This window comes from Azospirillum sp. UENF 111221, assembly GCF_058780625.1.
Map to the genome: position 1 here is coordinate 279421 of NZ_JBSNCH010000002.1, position 14669 is coordinate 294089.

Here is a 14669-nt window from a genome sequence, read left to right on the forward strand (position 1 = left end):
CTTAACCAGTAAAGTTCCTTATCATGATGGCTGCCGGAAGCATTCTCCACGTCATCTCGATCCGGGCGAAGGTCGTGGCGGTCGCGGTGTTCGTCTTCGCCGCGGTCGGCCTGTCCTCCGTCCTCACCATGCGCGACATGAACGGGCAGACCGACCATCTGTCGGAGGTGCAGCGCGATACGCATGACCTTGTCGGCAGCGTCATCCCCCTGGTTTCCCTGGTCGGGGAAATCCGGTTCGACGTGGTGCAGACACAGCAGTGGCTGACCGACGTTTCCGCCACCCGCGGGCTGGACGGCATGAATGACGGGCCGGAGAAGGCCGCCGACTATGCCCGCCGGTTCGAGGAACACACCGCCAGGGCCACCGAGCTGGCGCAGGCGCTGGCCCTGCCGCAGGTGGTCGACGAGATCGGGCGCGCCCGCAAGGCCTTCGGTCCCTATTACGAGATGGGGCGGCGCATGGCGCAGGCCTATATCGACGGCGGGCCGGAGGCCGGCAACCGGATCATGGGCGAATTCGACAGCGTCGCCGACGCCATGGGCGACAGCATGGAGGCGCTGGGCGCCAGCGTCGTCGCCCTCAGCGCCGACCGGCTGAAGGCGCTGACCGGCGGCATCGGGGCGGTGCGGGAGGCGGCCGACGGTCTGCGCTGGACCCTGACCGGCGCCGGGCTGGTCATCCTGCTGATGGCCTCGGCCTGCGTCGTCTTCCTGGAGGCGGCGATGATCCGCCCGCTGGAGCGGCTGCGCAGCGCCATGGTGGCGCTGGCCGGCGGCAGCCTGGACGTCGAGGTCGGCCTGAGCGAGCGCCGGGACGAGATCGGCCATATGGCCGACACCGTCCGCGTCTTCCAGCAGGGCGCCCGGGAGAATGCCCGGCTGCGCCTTGCCCAGGAGGAGACCCGCCGCCGGGGCGAGGAGGAGCGGCGCCGGGCGCTGGAGGCGATGGCGGAGAAGGTGGAGCGCGAGACCCGCGTCGCCGTCGATCATGTCGCCGAACGGACCGGCCGCATGAGCGGCAATGCCGGCGCCATGGCGGAATCGGCGGTGCAGGTCAGCGACAACGCCCAGAACGTCGCCGCCGCCGCACAGCAGGCGCTGAGCAACGCCGAAACCGTCGCCGCCGCGACGGAGGAGCTGTCGGCCTCCATCGGCGACATCGGCATGCAGGTGTCCACCGCAACCCAGGTCACCGGCCGGGCGGTGGAGCGGGCGGGGCTGGCCCGCTCCACCATCGAACGGCTGTCGGCATCGGTCGAGCGCATCGGCGCCGTCGCCCGGCTGATCGGCGACATCGCCAGCCAAACCAACCTGCTGGCGCTGAACGCCACCATCGAGGCGGCGCGGGCCGGCGATGCCGGGCGGGGCTTCGCCGTGGTGGCGAACGAGGTGAAGACCCTCGCCAGCCAGACCGCGCGGTCCACCGAGGAGATCGGCTCGCTGATCGCCGAGGTGGAATCGGTGACCGCATCGGCCGTCGGCGTCGTCGGCGAGGTGGCGGAAACCATCGACGAGGTGGCCGGGATTTCCTCCTCGATCGCCGCCGCGGTGGAGGAGCAGGCGGCGGCCACCCAGGAGATCGCCCGCTCGGTCAGCCAAACCAGCGACGCGGCGAAGGAGGTGTCGCTGCGCATCGGCCGCGTCTCCACCGAAGCCGACGCCACCCAGAACCGCGCCGGCGAGGTGCGGACGGTGGCCGACGACGTTGCCGGCGGCATCGACGCCCTGCGCAATGTGCTGATCCGCGTTGTGCGAACCGCCACCAGCGATGTCGACCGCCGCCAGCGCCCGCGTTTCGCCGTGTCGATGGGCTGCGGCCTGGAGATCGCCGGCGCCGTCCCGGTGCGTGCCGTCGTCGCCAACCTGTCGGCGGGCGGCGCCATGCTGACCGGCGCTCCTGACCAAGTGACCGGCGGAATGGTGACCCTGCGGATCGACGGGGTGGCCCGGCCGCTCACCGCGCGGGTGAAGTCCAGCGAGCGCGGCCGGCTGCACGTGAAGTTCGATCTGTCCGATGCCGACCGGCAGGCCTTCGAGCGCGAGGTGGAGCGCCTGACCCATGGCCTGACGCCGATGGCCGCCGTTGCGTGACGCAACGTGACCCGCGGCTTCGCGGGGGCCGGCCTACAGCCCGCCCCTACAGCCCGCCCCCTAAAGCCCGCCCCCTAAAGCCCGATGAAGGGCTGCATCAGCCGGCCCATCAGGCCGGTGAAGCGCAGCGGCGCGTCGGTCGCGATCAGGCAGATGCAGTCGCGGTGGCTGTCGGCGATGGGCTGGTGGTTGGTGTCGCCATCGACCTCCGCCAGATCGCCGGGGCCGTAGCGGCCGAGTTCGTCGGCGAAATGGCCGCTGAGAACCACGGTCAGCTCCAGCCCGCCATGGCCGTGGTGGGGCAGGGCGGTTCCCGGCGCGATGCGCAGAAGCTGCGCCGCGCCGCCGGACGCCGTGCGCGGCAGCAGTTCCACTCGCCGCACGCCGGGGGCCAGACGCTGCCAGGACAGGCTGTCCAGGGATGGGACATAAGCGCGCAGCGGACGGGGCAGCCCCATCGCCGGTTGCGGCGCGGAGCCGGCTTTCGGCTTGCCCAGCGACGGCTTGCCCAAGGACGGCTTGAGGCGCAGGGCCTTGCAGGGGTTGGCCGGCGCCTCCTCCCGGTCCAGGCGGTCCAGGGTGGCGGCCAGCGACAGGCTTTCCAGCGGAGCCGGCGGCAAATCCTCCAGCAGGGCGCCGCCCAGCGCCTCCACCTCCGCCAGGGTGGCGCGGCAGTCGGGGCAATGGGCGAGATGGACCGCCACGGCCAGCGACAGCCCCTCTCCCAGGCTGCCGGCGCCATAGGCCACCAGCAACGCATCGCTGGGATGGTGGTTCGGCAGCAGGGCCAGGGCGGCATCGGGGTGGTGGGCGGTCATCGGTCGTCGTCTCCCAACGCCTTGCGGATCTTGGCCATGGCCAGACGCAGGCGCGATTTCACTGTGCCCAGCGGCACGTCCAGCCGTTCGGCGATGGCCGGATGGGCAAGGTCGGCGAAGAAGGACAGCCGAACCACCTCAGCCTGCTCCGGCGTCAGCGCCGCCAACGCACCGCGCAGGCGGCGGGCGCGGCGGTCGCCGTCCAGCAGCTCGTCGGCGGGTGGGCGGTCGTCCTCATGCTCCAGCAACTCGTCGTCGGACACCTCCGGATGCCGTTCCCGGCGCAGCACGTCGATGCGCAGGTTGCGCGCGATGGTGAAGACCCAGGTGGCCGCCTCCGCCTTCGACGGATCGTAGAGCTGGGCCTTGCGCCAAACCGAGAGCATGGTGTCCTGCGCCAGATCCTCCGCCCGCTGCGCCGGCATCCCCAGCTTCAGCATGTAGGCCTTCACCCGTGGGGCGAAATGGGCGAACAGCCGGGCGAAGGCCTGACGGTCACCTGCGGCCACCGCGACCAGATCGGCGGACAGCCGGGCTGCCGCCGGATCGTCGCAGCCGCGTGCCGCCAGCCCGGCTTTTGCCCGGTCCGGCCTGGCCCGGTCCGCTCCGGCGGCGTGCGTCAGAAGAGTGGCGAGGGGGGCGATCATGCTGGAGTTACGCCGACGCCTGCGCTTCGGATCACTGCCGCCCCTTGTCTTTTTTCCGTTCGGCCGGGCGGCGGGAAAGCGCGAGCGTCGCGATGATCCATCCGCGCCCGTCCACCGTATCCCGATCACACGCCGAGCCTACCCAATTCGGATAGAGTGCGGCCCCGGATATCGTCGAAACCCTGGCCGGTTACCGCCAAGTCCCCCAAAGAGGACCGCCCCATGCCGCATTCTCCGTCCGAGACCAGCCCGCCGGTCCCGCTCGACATCGCCGTCATCGGCTCCGGCATCGCCGGACTGTCGGCGGCGTGGCTGCTGTCGAAGTCGCACCGCGTCACCCTCTACGAGAAGGAGGACCGGCCGGGCGGCCACGCCAACACGGTCGAGGCGGATGGCGCCGGTCCGGTCGACACCGGCTTCATCGTCTACAACGAGCCCTGCTATCCCAATCTGGTGGCGCTGTTCGACCATCTGGGCGTGGCGACGCGGGCGACGGACATGAGCTTTTCCGCCTCGCTGGACGGCGGGCGGGTGGAATATGCCGGCAGTTCCCTCGCCACCCTGTTCGCGCAGAAGCGCAACCTGCTGCGCCCGCGCTTCTGGCGGATGCTGTCCGACCTGCTGCGCTTCTACCGCGAGGCGCCGGGGCTGCTGGCGGAGTTGCAGCAGGGCCCGGCGGCGGAGACGCTGACGCTGGGCGATGTGCTGGACCGCGGCGGCTATTCCGATGCCTTCGTCCGCGACCATCTGCTGCCCATGGCCGCCGCGATCTGGTCGACCCCGGCCCAGTCGATGCGCGACCATCCCGCCGCCGCCTTCATCCGCTTCTGCGACAATCACGGCCTGCTGAAGATCAAGGGCCGCCCGGTCTGGCGCACGGTGGAGGGCGGCAGCCGCAGCTATGTGGAGCGCATCCTGGCCGACATGCCCGGCGCCCTGCGCCTGAACTGTGCGGTGGAGGGCATCGTCCGCGAGGGGGGCCGCGAGGGGGGCCGTGTGCTGGTGCGCGACCGCCGCGGTGCGGTGCGCGCCCACGACCATGCGGTGATCGCCACCCATGCCGATCAGGCGCTGGCCCTGCTGGAGGATGCCGGCGAGGAGGAGCGCCGGCTGCTGGGTGCCTTCGGCTATGAGCGCAACCTTGCCATCCTGCACAGCGACGCCTCTCTGATGCCGAAGCGCCGGGCGGTGTGGTCGAGCTGGAATTATCTGGCCGAGCGGAGGGACGATGGTCAGGGGACGGACGCGGTTTGCGTCAGCTACTGGATGAACCGCCTGCAAGGCTTCCTGCCCCGGGAGCGCGACCTGTTCGTCACGCTGAACCCGCTGCGCCCGCCGCGCGAGGGCAGCATCCTGCGCAGCGTCCTCTACGACCATCCCATCTTCGGGATGGAGGCACTGGCGGCGCAGAAACAGCTGTGGAGTTTGCAAGGTCAGCGGCGGACCTGGTTCGCCGGCTCCTATTTCGGCGCCGGCTTCCACGAGGACGGCGCACAGGCCGGGCTTGCGGTGGCGGAGGCCCTGGGCGGCCTGTCCCGGCCCTGGACGGTGCCGAACCAGTCCGGCCGCATCCATGTCGGACCGGCGCCGGTACCGGGCCCGCGTGCCGCCGCGCTGGAGGCGGTGTGATGGAGGGGCTGCCCTTCGCCTCCGGCCTCTATGTCGGCAACGTGATGCACCACCGGGTGAAACCGGTGCGGCACCGGCTGTCCTATCGGGTGTTCAGCCTGCTGGCCGATCTGGACGAGCTTCCCCGGCTGGACCGTGAGTTGCGGCTGTTCGCCCACAATCGTTTCGGACTGCTCGGTTTTAATGATGAGGATTTCGGCCCGTTGGGTGATGAATCCCCTCTCCCCCCGGGGAGAGGGAGATTAAGGACCTCAAGGGCTGGGCCGAGGGCCAGCTCGCCGCCGCCGGGATCGAGGGGGGAGGGCCGGTCCGGCTGCTCTGCTTCCCGCGGATGCTGGGCTTCGTCTTCAACCCGCTCAGTGTCTGGTTCTGCCATCGCCGCGACGGGTCGCTCGCCGCCATCATCCACGAGGTGTCCAACACCTTCGGGCAGCGCCACGCCTATCTGATCCCGGCCGCGGCCGGACCGGACGGGCTGGTGCGCCAGCGCTGCGACAAGGGCTTCTACGTCTCGCCCTTCATGGAGATGGAGACCGCCTATCACTTCCGCATCCGCCCGCCCGGCGGGCTGGCGGGGGAGCCGATGGCGGTGTCGATCCGCCAGACCGATGCCGAGGGTCCGGTGCTGCACGCCGCGCTGACCGCCCGGCGGGTGGAGCTGACCGACGGCGCCATCCTGCGCGCCTGGGCCCGCCATCCGCTGATGACCGCCAAGGTGGTGGCCGGCATCCATTGGGAGGCGCTGCATCTGTGGCGCAAGGGGCTGGCGATCCGCCCGCGCCCGCCGGCCCCCGCCCATCCCGTCACCATCGTGAACAGCGCCATCCTGACCGTTTCCGAGAAGGCTTTCCGCCCATGACCGACGTTGTTACCGATATCGCAACCGACATCGCTGCGGGCGGGATCCGACGGCAGCCCCGATGGCTGCGGCTGTTGACCGGACGGGATTTGTGGACTGGCGCCCTGGCGAGGATGGCCGGCCGCATCCGCCGGGGCGAGCTGACCCTGCGCCTGCCCGACGGGCGGACGATGTGCGTCGGCGATCCGGCCCAGGGGCCGCGGGCCGACCTGACCCTGCTGGATGGGACGGCGGCGCGGCGTCTGCTGCTGGGCGGCGGCATCGGCATGGCGGAGGCCTACGGCGACGGGCTGTGGCGCACCGGCGACCTGCCGGCGCTGATCGAATTGGCGATCCGCAACGAAGGGGAGTTGGGCGGCGCGTCAAAGAGAAATGTGCTGAAGGGCACCCTGGCGCCGGCGCTGGCCAACCGCCTCTTCCACCGCAGCCATGCCAATTCCCGCCGCGGCAGCCGCCGCAACATCGCCTTCCATTACGATTTGGGCAACGACTTCTACCGGCTGTGGCTCGACCCCGGCATGACCTACTCCTCCGCCCTCTACGGGCGGGAGGGCCAGAGCCTGGAGGACGCGCAGGACGCCAAGATCGCCCGCGTCGCCGAGCTGTTGCAACTGCGTCCCGGCGACCGGGTGCTGGAGATCGGCTGCGGCTGGGGCGGCATGGCGGAGCATCTGGCCGGCCGTTTCGGCGCCTCGGTCACCGGCTTGACCCTGTCGGCGGAGCAGCTCGCCTTCGCCCGCGGCCGCATGGAGGGCGCCGGGCTGGCGGACCGGGTCGATCTGCGGCTGATGGATTACCGGGATGCCGGTGGCGGCTTCGACCGCATCGTTTCCATCGAGATGATCGAGGCGGTGGGGGAGGAGCATTGGCCGCGCTACTTCGCCACGCTGCGCGACCGGCTGGTGTCCGGCGGAGCGGCGGTGGTTCAGGCGATCACCATCGACGACGCGCGTTTCCCGTCCTACCGCCGCAACTGCGATTTCATCCAGCGCCACATCTTCCCCGGTGGTCTGCTGCCCTGCCCGTCGGCCCTGCGGGCCGAAGCGGCGCGGGCCGGGCTGGTGGTGGAGCATGTCGAGACCTTCGGCGATTCCTATGCCCGGACCTGCGCGGAGTGGCGGCGGCGCTTCCTGGAGGCCGGGCAGCAGGTGGCGGCGCTGGGCTTCGACGAACGGTTCCGCCGGCTGTGGGATTACTACCTCGCCTATTGCGAGGCCGGGTTCCGCGCCGGAACCATCGATGTCGGGCTCTGGCGTTTCCGCAGGCCGTGAGCGGGGGACCCTTGCGATGAAGATCGAGGATTTCGCCGCCAACGTGCCCGAACTGCGGATCGAGCAGTATTTCGCCGGTCGCACCCATGCCTGGGGGGTGTTCGAGGACCGCTTCGGCACCCTGCGCCGCAGCTTCACCGTTGCCATCGACGGGGAGTGGGATGGGCGGGAACTGGTGCTGGACGAACGCTTCCTCTATGCCGACGGCGAGACCGAGCGCCGGGTCTGGCGCATCGCCAGGACGGCTGAGGGCCATTACGAGGGGCTGGCCGACGACGTGATCGGTACGGCGGTGGGGCGGTCGGCCGGCAATGCGCTGAACTGGACCTACGAGATGGCGCTGAAGGTTGGCAACGACCGCTGGCGCGTGCGCTTCGACGACTGGATGTGGCTGCAGCCGGGCGATGCGCTGATCAACCGCGCGAACGTCTATCGCTGGGGCCTGTGGATCGGCACGGTCAGCCTGTTCTTCCTGCCGGAAGGCCGGTTGGGGCGGCCCGGCGCCGTCAGTCCGGCGGAGACGCGCCAGGCTTCCGTCCCCCCAGCCGCTGCCGAATGAGGCGCAGCGGCGCGCCCAGCAGCGGCAGGCGCAGATAGACATTCTCGCCGGAGTCCCAATGGTCGATGTGCTCGGCCACCCGACCGTCGGAGGCCTGCCGCACCTCGCTGGTGCCGATGACGTCCATGCGGCCGATGCCGGTCACCGTCGCCTCGAACCGCCAGCGCAGGATCGCCAGATCGGCGGCATACAGCCGGTGGGTGACGGTGAAGCGCAGGTCGCGGCAGCCGTTCAGCGTGTGGACCAGCACCGCGCGCACCGCATCGCGCCCGCGGGCGTCGTTGAAGGGATCGCGGAACCGCACCTCCGGCACCGTCAGCGCGGCAAGCCGGTCGAGCGTGTCGAGGCTCAGATGCTCGAAGAAGTCGGCCCAGGCGTCCAGCCCCTGGCTTCTGGCGTCGTCCGTCATGCTCCCGTCGCCTTGCGCACCAGGGGGAAGTAAAGCCGATAGGGCAGGCAGCGCGCCAGCTTCAGCTTGCGGGTGAAGCGACGGGGAAAGGCGATCTCGAACCGGTCGCCATCCAACCCGTCGGCGAGTTCCCGTGCCGCATCCTCGACCGGCATCAGGTCCGGCATGCGGAAGCTGTTGCGGGCGGTCAGCGGCGTGTCGACGAAGCCGGGGCAGATCAGCTGAAGCCTGATCCCGGCACGGTCGCAGTCGGGCTTCAGCGATTCGCACAGGTTGATCAGCGCCGCCTTGGTCGGGCCGTAGGCCGCCGCCGTCGGCAGGCCGCGGTAGCCGGCGACCGAGGCCACCACCGCCAGCTGTCCGCGCCCACGCGCCCGCATTCGCGGCAGCAGCGCCTCCAGCCCATGGACGACACCCATATAGTTGACCTCCATCAACCGGCGGGCGGTGTCGGCGGAGAAATCCTCCAGCGACATCGGGCTGTGGGTGCCGGCATTCAGCACCGCCCGGTCGATGGGCCCCATCCAGCTTTCGATGGCGGCGACGGTGGCCGCGGTCGCCTTGCGGTCGGTCACGTCCAGCGGGAACATGCGCATCCGGTCGGGGACCATCTGGATGGCCGTCGTCGAGATCCTCGACGGTGCGGGCGGACAGCGCCACCCGCGCCCCGGCATTGGCGAGGTGGATCGCCAGCGCGCGGCCGATGCCGCTGCCGGCCCCGGTGATCCAGGTGACGCCCTGCGAACTCCCGTCCGTGCCGTTGCTCATGTCACTGCCCGTACCGTCCATGGCGTGCGCTCCGCGCGGTTTAGCCGTCGCGGTACGCACCCAAGGCTGCGCTGGATCACCGGAGTTGGCGGGCCAGCCGGTCGCCGCGCTCCGACAGGTCGCGCATCAGGGCGCGGGCCTCCTCCTCTCCGGTCCAATGGGCGACCGAGGCCATGCCGTCGGGCGTGTCCGCGGCACCGTCGCGGCCGCCGCCGGAATCGTCCGGCAGGCCGAACACCTGTCCCGCCCGCGCCTCCACCACCGCGAAGCGGCCGTCGCCGGCCACCAGACGGAAGCTGCCCCTCTCCTCCACCACCGAAACCCGGGTCATCGGCCGTCTCCCTGGCGCTGTTCCATGGGCGGTTCAACCGGCGGGAGCGCCGGAAGGTTGCGGTGCGTCGAGATTCTTCGCGACAGCGGGTCGGAACAATGGTAGTGAGACTTATTCGCACTCAGCGGTCGCGGCCGCCATCAGTGGCTTCGGAATGGTTCGCCAGGCCAACAAAAGCATGGTCCGACGATGGCGAATTCCCACAAAAAACGACTAAATCCCCGCTGGGCGCGGTCGATTTTCAGTGCGAGTGCAACTCATTCGCACTATAACCGCGGTGGGGTATCTGCTTCGGGTCCATTGCTCCGGAGCGCCATCGGGTTTTTTGCAGTGCGCGTGCGGGGCACGCGCCGAGTGGGAGTTGGACCGCCATGCCGACATCGTTTCGCCACCGTCCTGTCCTGGCCGCCGCCCTTGCCGGCGCCGGGGCGCTGATGGCCGGCGCCGTCCGGGCGCAGGAGGCTGCCGCGCCCGCCGCCGCCGTGCCGGCGGTCGGGCCGGGGGTGGTTCAGGGTGTGGCGCAAGGGGCGGCATCAACGGTAACTCAGGGGGCGGCCCAGGGAGCGGCGCAGGGCGTGCCGGACGCCGCGGCGGCGCTGGCGTCGCTGCCGCACGACCTGTCGCCCTGGGGCATGTTCGTGACGGCCAGCCCGGTGGTGCAGGCGGTGATGGTCGGTCTGGCGCTCGCCTCGGTTGTCACCTGGACCATCGCCATCGCCAAGACCGCGGAAGTCACCTCGGCCAAGCGCAAGGCGCGGGCGGCGCTGGAGATGCTGGAGGAGGCGCGGTCGCTGTCGCAGGCGGCGGAGCGGGTCGGCTTCAGCCAGGGCACCGCCGGCGCGCTGGTCCGCGCGGTGCTGGCGGAGACCCACATGTCGGCCGATGCGCCGTCGCGTGACGGGCTGATGGACCGCGCCGCCTCGCGGCTGGAGCGGATCGAGGCGGCGGCCGGCCGGCGCATGGCGCGCGGCACCGGCATCCTCGCCACCATCGGCTCGACCGGCCCCTTCATCGGGCTGTTCGGCACGGTGTGGGGCATCATGACCAGCTTCATCGGCATCTCCAAGGCGCAGACCACCAACCTCGCCGTCGTCGCCCCGGGCATCGCCGAGGCGCTGCTGGCGACCGCCATCGGCCTCGTCGCCGCCATCCCGGCGGTGGTGGTCTACAACGCCTGCAGCCGCGCCATCGGCGGGCACAAGGCGCAGCTGACCGACGCGTCGGCTGCCGTGCTGCGCCTGCTGAGCCGCGACATCGACCGCCATGCCCTGCCGCGCTCCCATGCGGTGCAGGGCCACGCCGTGGCGGGCCATGCCGTTCCGGCCCACGGCAATTCCCGTGCGGCGGAGTAACGGCGATGGGTGCGCGCCTCGGCTCCGGCAACGAAGACGATCTGACCGAAACCCATGAGATCAACGTCACGCCCTTCATCGACGTCGTCCTCGTCCTGCTGATCATCTTCATGGTCGCGGCACCGCTGGCGACGGTGGATGTGCCGGTTGATCTGCCCGCTTCCACCGCGACACCGACGCCGCGGCCGGACAAGCCGCTGTTCCTGACCATCCAGGCCGACAAGACGCTGTCGCTGGGCGAAACCGCGACGACGAAGGAAGCGCTGGGTGCGGCGCTGGACGCCGCCACCAACGGCGACAAGACGCAGCGCGTCTTCCTGCGTGCCGACAAGACCGTCGATTACGGCGCCCTGACCGAGGTGATGAACAGCCTGCGCGGCGCCGGCTACCTGAAGATCGGCCTCGTCGGGCTGGAATCGGCGCCGACGCCATGAGTGCGGCCTTCGACCATGGTCCCGCCGACTGGTCCGCTGGCGACGGGGAACGGCCGGGGCGGGGAGCCTTCCGCTGGGGCGGCAGCCTGATGGTTGCGCTGGGCGTCCATGCCGCGGCCGGTGTGGCGATGGTCGCCTGGCATGTGCCGATCATGCCGTCCGACGCCGAACCGCCGGCCGTGCTGCTGGAACTCGCCCCGCTGCCGGTGGCCCCGCCGGAACCGACGCCGGCCATCGATATCCCCTTGCCGGAACCGATGCCGGAGCCGGTGATCGAACCGCCGCCGCCCGAACCCGAGCCCGAACCGGTCGTCGAGGAACCGCCCCCGCCGCCCGAGCCGCCCCCCGTGGTCGAGCCGGAGGTCTTGCTGCCCAAGCCGCCGCCCGACCCGCCGAAGCCCAAGCCCGAGGTGAAGAAGGAGGCGCCCAAGCCCCAACCGGAAAAACCCAAGCCGGAGAAGCCGAAGCCGCCGCGTCCGGTCGTCCAGCCGGTGCAGCCCGCCCCGGTGGCTGCACCGCCTGCACCGGCCCAGGCGCCCGCCCCGGCGGCCCCGGCGCCGTCGGCCGCGCCCAGCCGGGCGGTGCCGAGCTGGCAGGGCCGGCTGCTGAGCCATCTGGAGCGGCACAAGCGCTACCCGCGCGCCGCCCAGGCCCGCCGGCAGGAAGGTGTCGCCCAGGTCCGCTTCACCATCGACCGCGAGGGCAACGTCCTGTCGGTCCAGCTCGACCGCAGTTCCGGCGTCAGCTCGCTGGACGAGGAGACGGTGGAGATGGTCCGCCGCGCCTCCCCACTGCCGGCCCCGCCGGAGGAGATGGCGAAGGACCGCATCGAGCTGGTGGTTCCGGTCCAGTTCTTCATCCGCTGACCCGCTGCCCGTCCAACCGCCTCCTCCCGTCAGAGCCCATTCCATGGCCAACGCCAGCAAGCCGCGCAGCCAGCGCCTGTGGTATCGCACGCTTCAGAACATCCATCTGTGGGTCGGTCTGGTCCTCTGCCTGCCGCTGGTCGTCCTCGGCATCACCGGCTCCATCCTGGTGGTGGACGAGGAGCTGCGCAGCCTGGCCGGCGACGTGCCGGCCCGCGAAGTGTCCGGGGCGCCGGCCGACGGGCTGATGCAGCCGGTGTCCGCCATCCTGGCCGCCGCCCGCGCCGCGGCACCGGCCGGGACGCAACCGGGCTTCCTGGTCCTGCCCGAAGAGCCGGGCCGCCCGGCCACGGTGCGTCTCGTCGCCGCGCGCGGCGGTGACAGGGGCGGCGAACGGGGCGGGGAGAGGCCGCAGGGTGCTCCGCAAGGCACTCCCCAGGGCGCTCCGGCGCCGCAGGGGGGACCGGTCGGCATGCTCAGCATCGATCCGATGTCGCTGGCGGTGAGCGGCGGTTCCAACCCGGCGCAGGCGTCCGGCGGCTTCCTGCGCACGGTCCACATGCTGCACGGCAACCTGCTGATCCGCGACCGCAGCGGCCGCGAACTGGTCGGCTGGCTGGGCGTGGCGATGCTGGTGCTGGGCGTCAGCGGCCTCGTTCTGTGGTGGCCGCGGCCGGGCCGCTGGAAGGCCGCCTTCACCGTCAAGTCCGGCGCCCGCGGCGTCCGCCTGCACCGCGACCTGCACGGCGCGGTCGGCATCTGGTCGCTGCTGGTCTTTGTGATCGTCAGCTTCTCCGGCGTCTATCTCGCCTTCCCGCAGACGCTGGGGGCCGGCGTGTCGTCGTTTCTGCCGGCCCGCGACCTGCGTGCCGCGGTGACGGTCCAGCCGGTGAAGGGCGCCACCCCCATCGACGTCGACCGCGCGGTCGCCCTGGCGCAGGACGCGATGCCGGGAGCGGCCCTGCGCTCCGTCTCGCCGCCGGCGCGGCCGGATCAGGCGTACCGGATCGGTCTCGCCCCGGTCGGGCAGGCCCATGGCGCCCCCATCGCCACGGTGTTCGTCGATCCCTGGACCGCGCAGGTGGCCGAGATCCGCGACCCGGCAGGCTACAGTGCCGGCGAGACGGTCATCGCGTGGCAGCGCCCGCTGCATGCCGGCGAGGGGCTGGGGCCGCTGTGGAAATGGGCGGTCTTCCTGTCCGGCATCCTGCCGCCGCTGTTCGCCGTCACCGGCACGCTGATGTGGTGGCTGAAGCGCAAGGCCCGCCGGGCCAAGAACGCCGAGCGCGTGGCAGCGCTGGCGGCCGCGGAGTAAGGGGAGGGGCGCCCGCTGACGGCGCCCGTCCGCCCTTCAACCCCGCCCCTCAATCCAAAGTCGGTTCCATCCGCTTGCCCACCCGCCGTTGGGAGTCGACGGCGGCACGCAGGCGGTCGCGTGCGGCACCGCGGCTGCCGGCGGTGGCGGCCGGGCGCAGGCCGTTCAGGGCCGCCAGGAAGTTGGTGCCGGCGCGGCCCTTCGGTTCGGCAACGATCCGGGCCGGCAATGCCGGGATCTCCTGCGTCACCACATCACGGCTGGTATCGATGCCTGCGGTCTCCGCCGTCTTCGCCTGGACGCGGGCCTGCTGCGCCTCCACCCGGGCGCGGGCGACGATGCGGTCGCGCAACTCGGCGTCGAGCGTGCGGAACACGCGCGACGCCTCGGTCAGCTCGTTCTCCCGGCCGCTGTCCAGCGTCCGCTTCAGGGCGTTGGCGAGCAGGCGGCATTCCAGGACGCCGGGCACCCGCTCGCGCTCCACCGCGCGGGCGAGGACGCCGACGGCTTCGAGGGTTTCGCGGTCGAGAGTGCCCTGGGGCATGGTGCGGCCCGATCCAAAAGGGTTAGGGCCGACACTATCGGTCGGCAAGCGAGCTTATTCAACCCGCTTGTTAACCTTTTGTGCGGCGCACCCGGATCAGCGCCCGGCGGTGGCTTCCGGCCGGTCCTGCTCCACCGCTCCGCGTCGCTGGAGCCACTCGGCGATCATCCAGCAGAAGGCCGCCCAGGCGGCGCCGACGCTCCAGCCCGCCAGCACGTCGGTCGGCCAGTGGACGCCGAGATAGACGCGGCTCGACCCGATGATGAGGGTCAGCACCATCGCCCAGGTCAGCAGATAGGCCTTGGTGCGCCGGCCCTCGACGAACTGGGTCAGCAGGGCGCCCAGCGTCAGGTAGACGACGGCCGACTGCATGGCATGGCCGCTGGGGAAGCTGGCGGAGATCACCTCGTCGCCATGCGGCACCAGATCGGGGCGGGCGCGGTCGAACAGCATCTTCAGCACGGTGCTGAGCATTCCGCCGCCGCCGACCGACACCAGGACCAGCAGGGCCGCCGCCCGCTTGTGCAGCAGCAGCAGGAAACCCAGCGTGGCGACGGTCAGGATGGCGAGGATGGTGGTGCTGCCGAGCGAGGTGATATCGCGCGCCACCCGGGCCAGCCACCAGGGGCCGCCGGGCTGGTCGGGGTTCAGCGGATCGCGCAGCGCCATCAGGATGCGCTTGTCGAAGGCGGTGGTTTCGCCCTCCATCACCTCGCCGGCCAGTTCGACGAAGCCGAACAGCAGGCCGGCGATCACCGAGAGGCTGACGAGCAT

Annotated in this window: 16 protein-coding genes and 1 pseudogene; 10 read left to right on the forward strand and 7 right to left on the reverse strand. The window is 71.2% G+C overall.

The window, feature by feature from the left end; all coding sequences use genetic code 11:
* Positions 1-23 precede the first annotated feature (23 nt).
* Entirely contained in the window at positions 24-2093 is a 2070-nt protein-coding gene (locus tag ACWPN3_RS05810) for a methyl-accepting chemotaxis protein (RefSeq protein WP_247872821.1), read from the forward strand.
* A gap of 74 nt (positions 2094-2167) precedes the next feature.
* Here ACWPN3_RS05810 and ACWPN3_RS05815 read toward each other — a convergent pair whose 3' ends face one another.
* Both ACWPN3_RS05815 and ACWPN3_RS05820 read right to left on the reverse strand, forming a co-directional pair.
* Positions 2168-2911, reverse strand: a complete 744-nt coding sequence (locus tag ACWPN3_RS05815; protein WP_109096417.1) for a ChrR family anti-sigma-E factor — start codon at positions 2909-2911, stop codon at positions 2168-2170.
* The gene (locus tag ACWPN3_RS05820) at positions 2908-3558 is read right to left on the reverse strand and encodes a sigma-70 family RNA polymerase sigma factor (RefSeq protein WP_492243989.1); all 651 of its coding nucleotides are present in this window, start codon (positions 3556-3558) and stop codon (positions 2908-2910) included. The genes ACWPN3_RS05815 and ACWPN3_RS05820 overlap by 4 nt, the downstream gene beginning before the upstream one ends.
* A 222-nt stretch (positions 3559-3780) precedes the next feature.
* Between ACWPN3_RS05820 and ACWPN3_RS05825 the strand changes: the two genes are divergently transcribed.
* The 5 genes and pseudogenes from ACWPN3_RS05825 (at position 3781) to ACWPN3_RS05845 (ending at position 7876) form a co-directional block, all read left to right on the forward strand.
* A complete protein-coding gene (locus tag ACWPN3_RS05825) occupies positions 3781-5187 on the forward strand; it encodes an NAD(P)/FAD-dependent oxidoreductase (RefSeq protein ID WP_492243988.1) in 1407 nt (468 codons plus the stop codon).
* Between the two features lie 44 nt (positions 5188-5231).
* Positions 5232-5330, forward strand: a pseudogene (locus tag ACWPN3_RS05830) (DUF1365 family protein); the annotation flags it as partial.
* Between the two features lie 146 nt (positions 5331-5476).
* Positions 5477-6046 carry a DUF1365 domain-containing protein gene (locus ACWPN3_RS05835; RefSeq protein ID WP_492261246.1) on the forward strand — a complete coding sequence of 190 codons (570 nt, stop codon included), beginning with the start codon at positions 5477-5479 and terminating at the stop codon, positions 6044-6046.
* A gap of 113 nt (positions 6047-6159) precedes the next feature.
* Positions 6160-7317: a class I SAM-dependent methyltransferase gene (locus ACWPN3_RS05840; RefSeq protein ID WP_492261175.1), complete on the forward strand. Its 1158-nt coding sequence runs from the start codon at positions 6160-6162 to the stop codon at positions 7315-7317.
* 16 nt (positions 7318-7333) lie between these two features.
* A complete protein-coding gene (locus ACWPN3_RS05845) occupies positions 7334-7876 on the forward strand; it encodes a DUF3833 domain-containing protein (RefSeq protein ID WP_492243986.1) in 543 nt (180 codons plus the stop codon).
* Here the strand turns inward: ACWPN3_RS05845 and ACWPN3_RS05850 are convergent.
* The 3 genes from ACWPN3_RS05850 to ACWPN3_RS05860 form a co-directional block, all read right to left on the reverse strand.
* The gene (locus ACWPN3_RS05850; RefSeq protein ID WP_492243985.1) at positions 7824-8285 is read right to left on the reverse strand and encodes a nuclear transport factor 2 family protein; all 462 of its coding nucleotides are present in this window, start codon (positions 8283-8285) and stop codon (positions 7824-7826) included. The genes ACWPN3_RS05845 and ACWPN3_RS05850 overlap by 53 nt on opposite strands.
* Positions 8282-8896 (reverse strand): SDR family NAD(P)-dependent oxidoreductase, encoded by a 615-nt coding sequence (locus tag ACWPN3_RS05855; protein ID WP_492243984.1) that lies wholly within the window; start codon positions 8894-8896, stop codon positions 8282-8284. The genes ACWPN3_RS05850 and ACWPN3_RS05855 overlap by 4 nt, the downstream gene beginning before the upstream one ends.
* A gap of 233 nt (positions 8897-9129) precedes the next feature.
* Positions 9130-9384, reverse strand: coding sequence for a hypothetical protein (locus ACWPN3_RS05860; protein WP_109096424.1), 255 nt, complete (start codon positions 9382-9384; stop codon positions 9130-9132).
* Between the two features lie 371 nt (positions 9385-9755).
* On the opposite strand from ACWPN3_RS05860, the gene exbB reads away from it, so the two are divergent.
* The 4 genes from exbB to ACWPN3_RS05880 are packed head-to-tail and all read left to right on the forward strand — an operon-like array spanning position 9756 to position 13351.
* Positions 9756-10736 carry a tonB-system energizer ExbB gene (exbB, locus tag ACWPN3_RS05865; RefSeq protein ID WP_492243983.1) on the forward strand — a complete coding sequence of 327 codons (981 nt, stop codon included), beginning with the start codon at positions 9756-9758 and terminating at the stop codon, positions 10734-10736.
* A gap of 5 nt (positions 10737-10741) precedes the next feature.
* Entirely contained in the window at positions 10742-11170 is a 429-nt protein-coding gene (gene exbD / locus ACWPN3_RS05870) for a TonB system transport protein ExbD (RefSeq protein ID WP_109096425.1), read from the forward strand.
* Complete coding sequence (locus ACWPN3_RS05875) at positions 11167-12036, forward strand: energy transducer TonB (RefSeq protein ID WP_492243982.1); 870 nt, start codon at positions 11167-11169, stop codon at positions 12034-12036. The genes exbD and ACWPN3_RS05875 overlap by 4 nt, the downstream gene beginning before the upstream one ends.
* Before the next feature lie 43 nt (positions 12037-12079).
* Positions 12080-13351 (forward strand): PepSY-associated TM helix domain-containing protein, encoded by a 1272-nt coding sequence (locus tag ACWPN3_RS05880; protein WP_492243981.1) that lies wholly within the window; start codon positions 12080-12082, stop codon positions 13349-13351.
* A gap of 49 nt (positions 13352-13400) precedes the next feature.
* Here ACWPN3_RS05880 and ACWPN3_RS05885 read toward each other — a convergent pair whose 3' ends face one another.
* Both ACWPN3_RS05885 and ACWPN3_RS05890 read right to left on the reverse strand, forming a co-directional pair.
* Positions 13401-13895, reverse strand: a complete 495-nt coding sequence (locus ACWPN3_RS05885; protein ID WP_492243980.1) for a hypothetical protein — start codon at positions 13893-13895, stop codon at positions 13401-13403.
* 96 nt (positions 13896-13991) lie between these two features.
* Positions 13992-14669, reverse strand: coding sequence for a phosphatase PAP2 family protein (locus tag ACWPN3_RS05890; protein ID WP_109452438.1), 678 nt, complete (start codon positions 14667-14669; stop codon positions 13992-13994).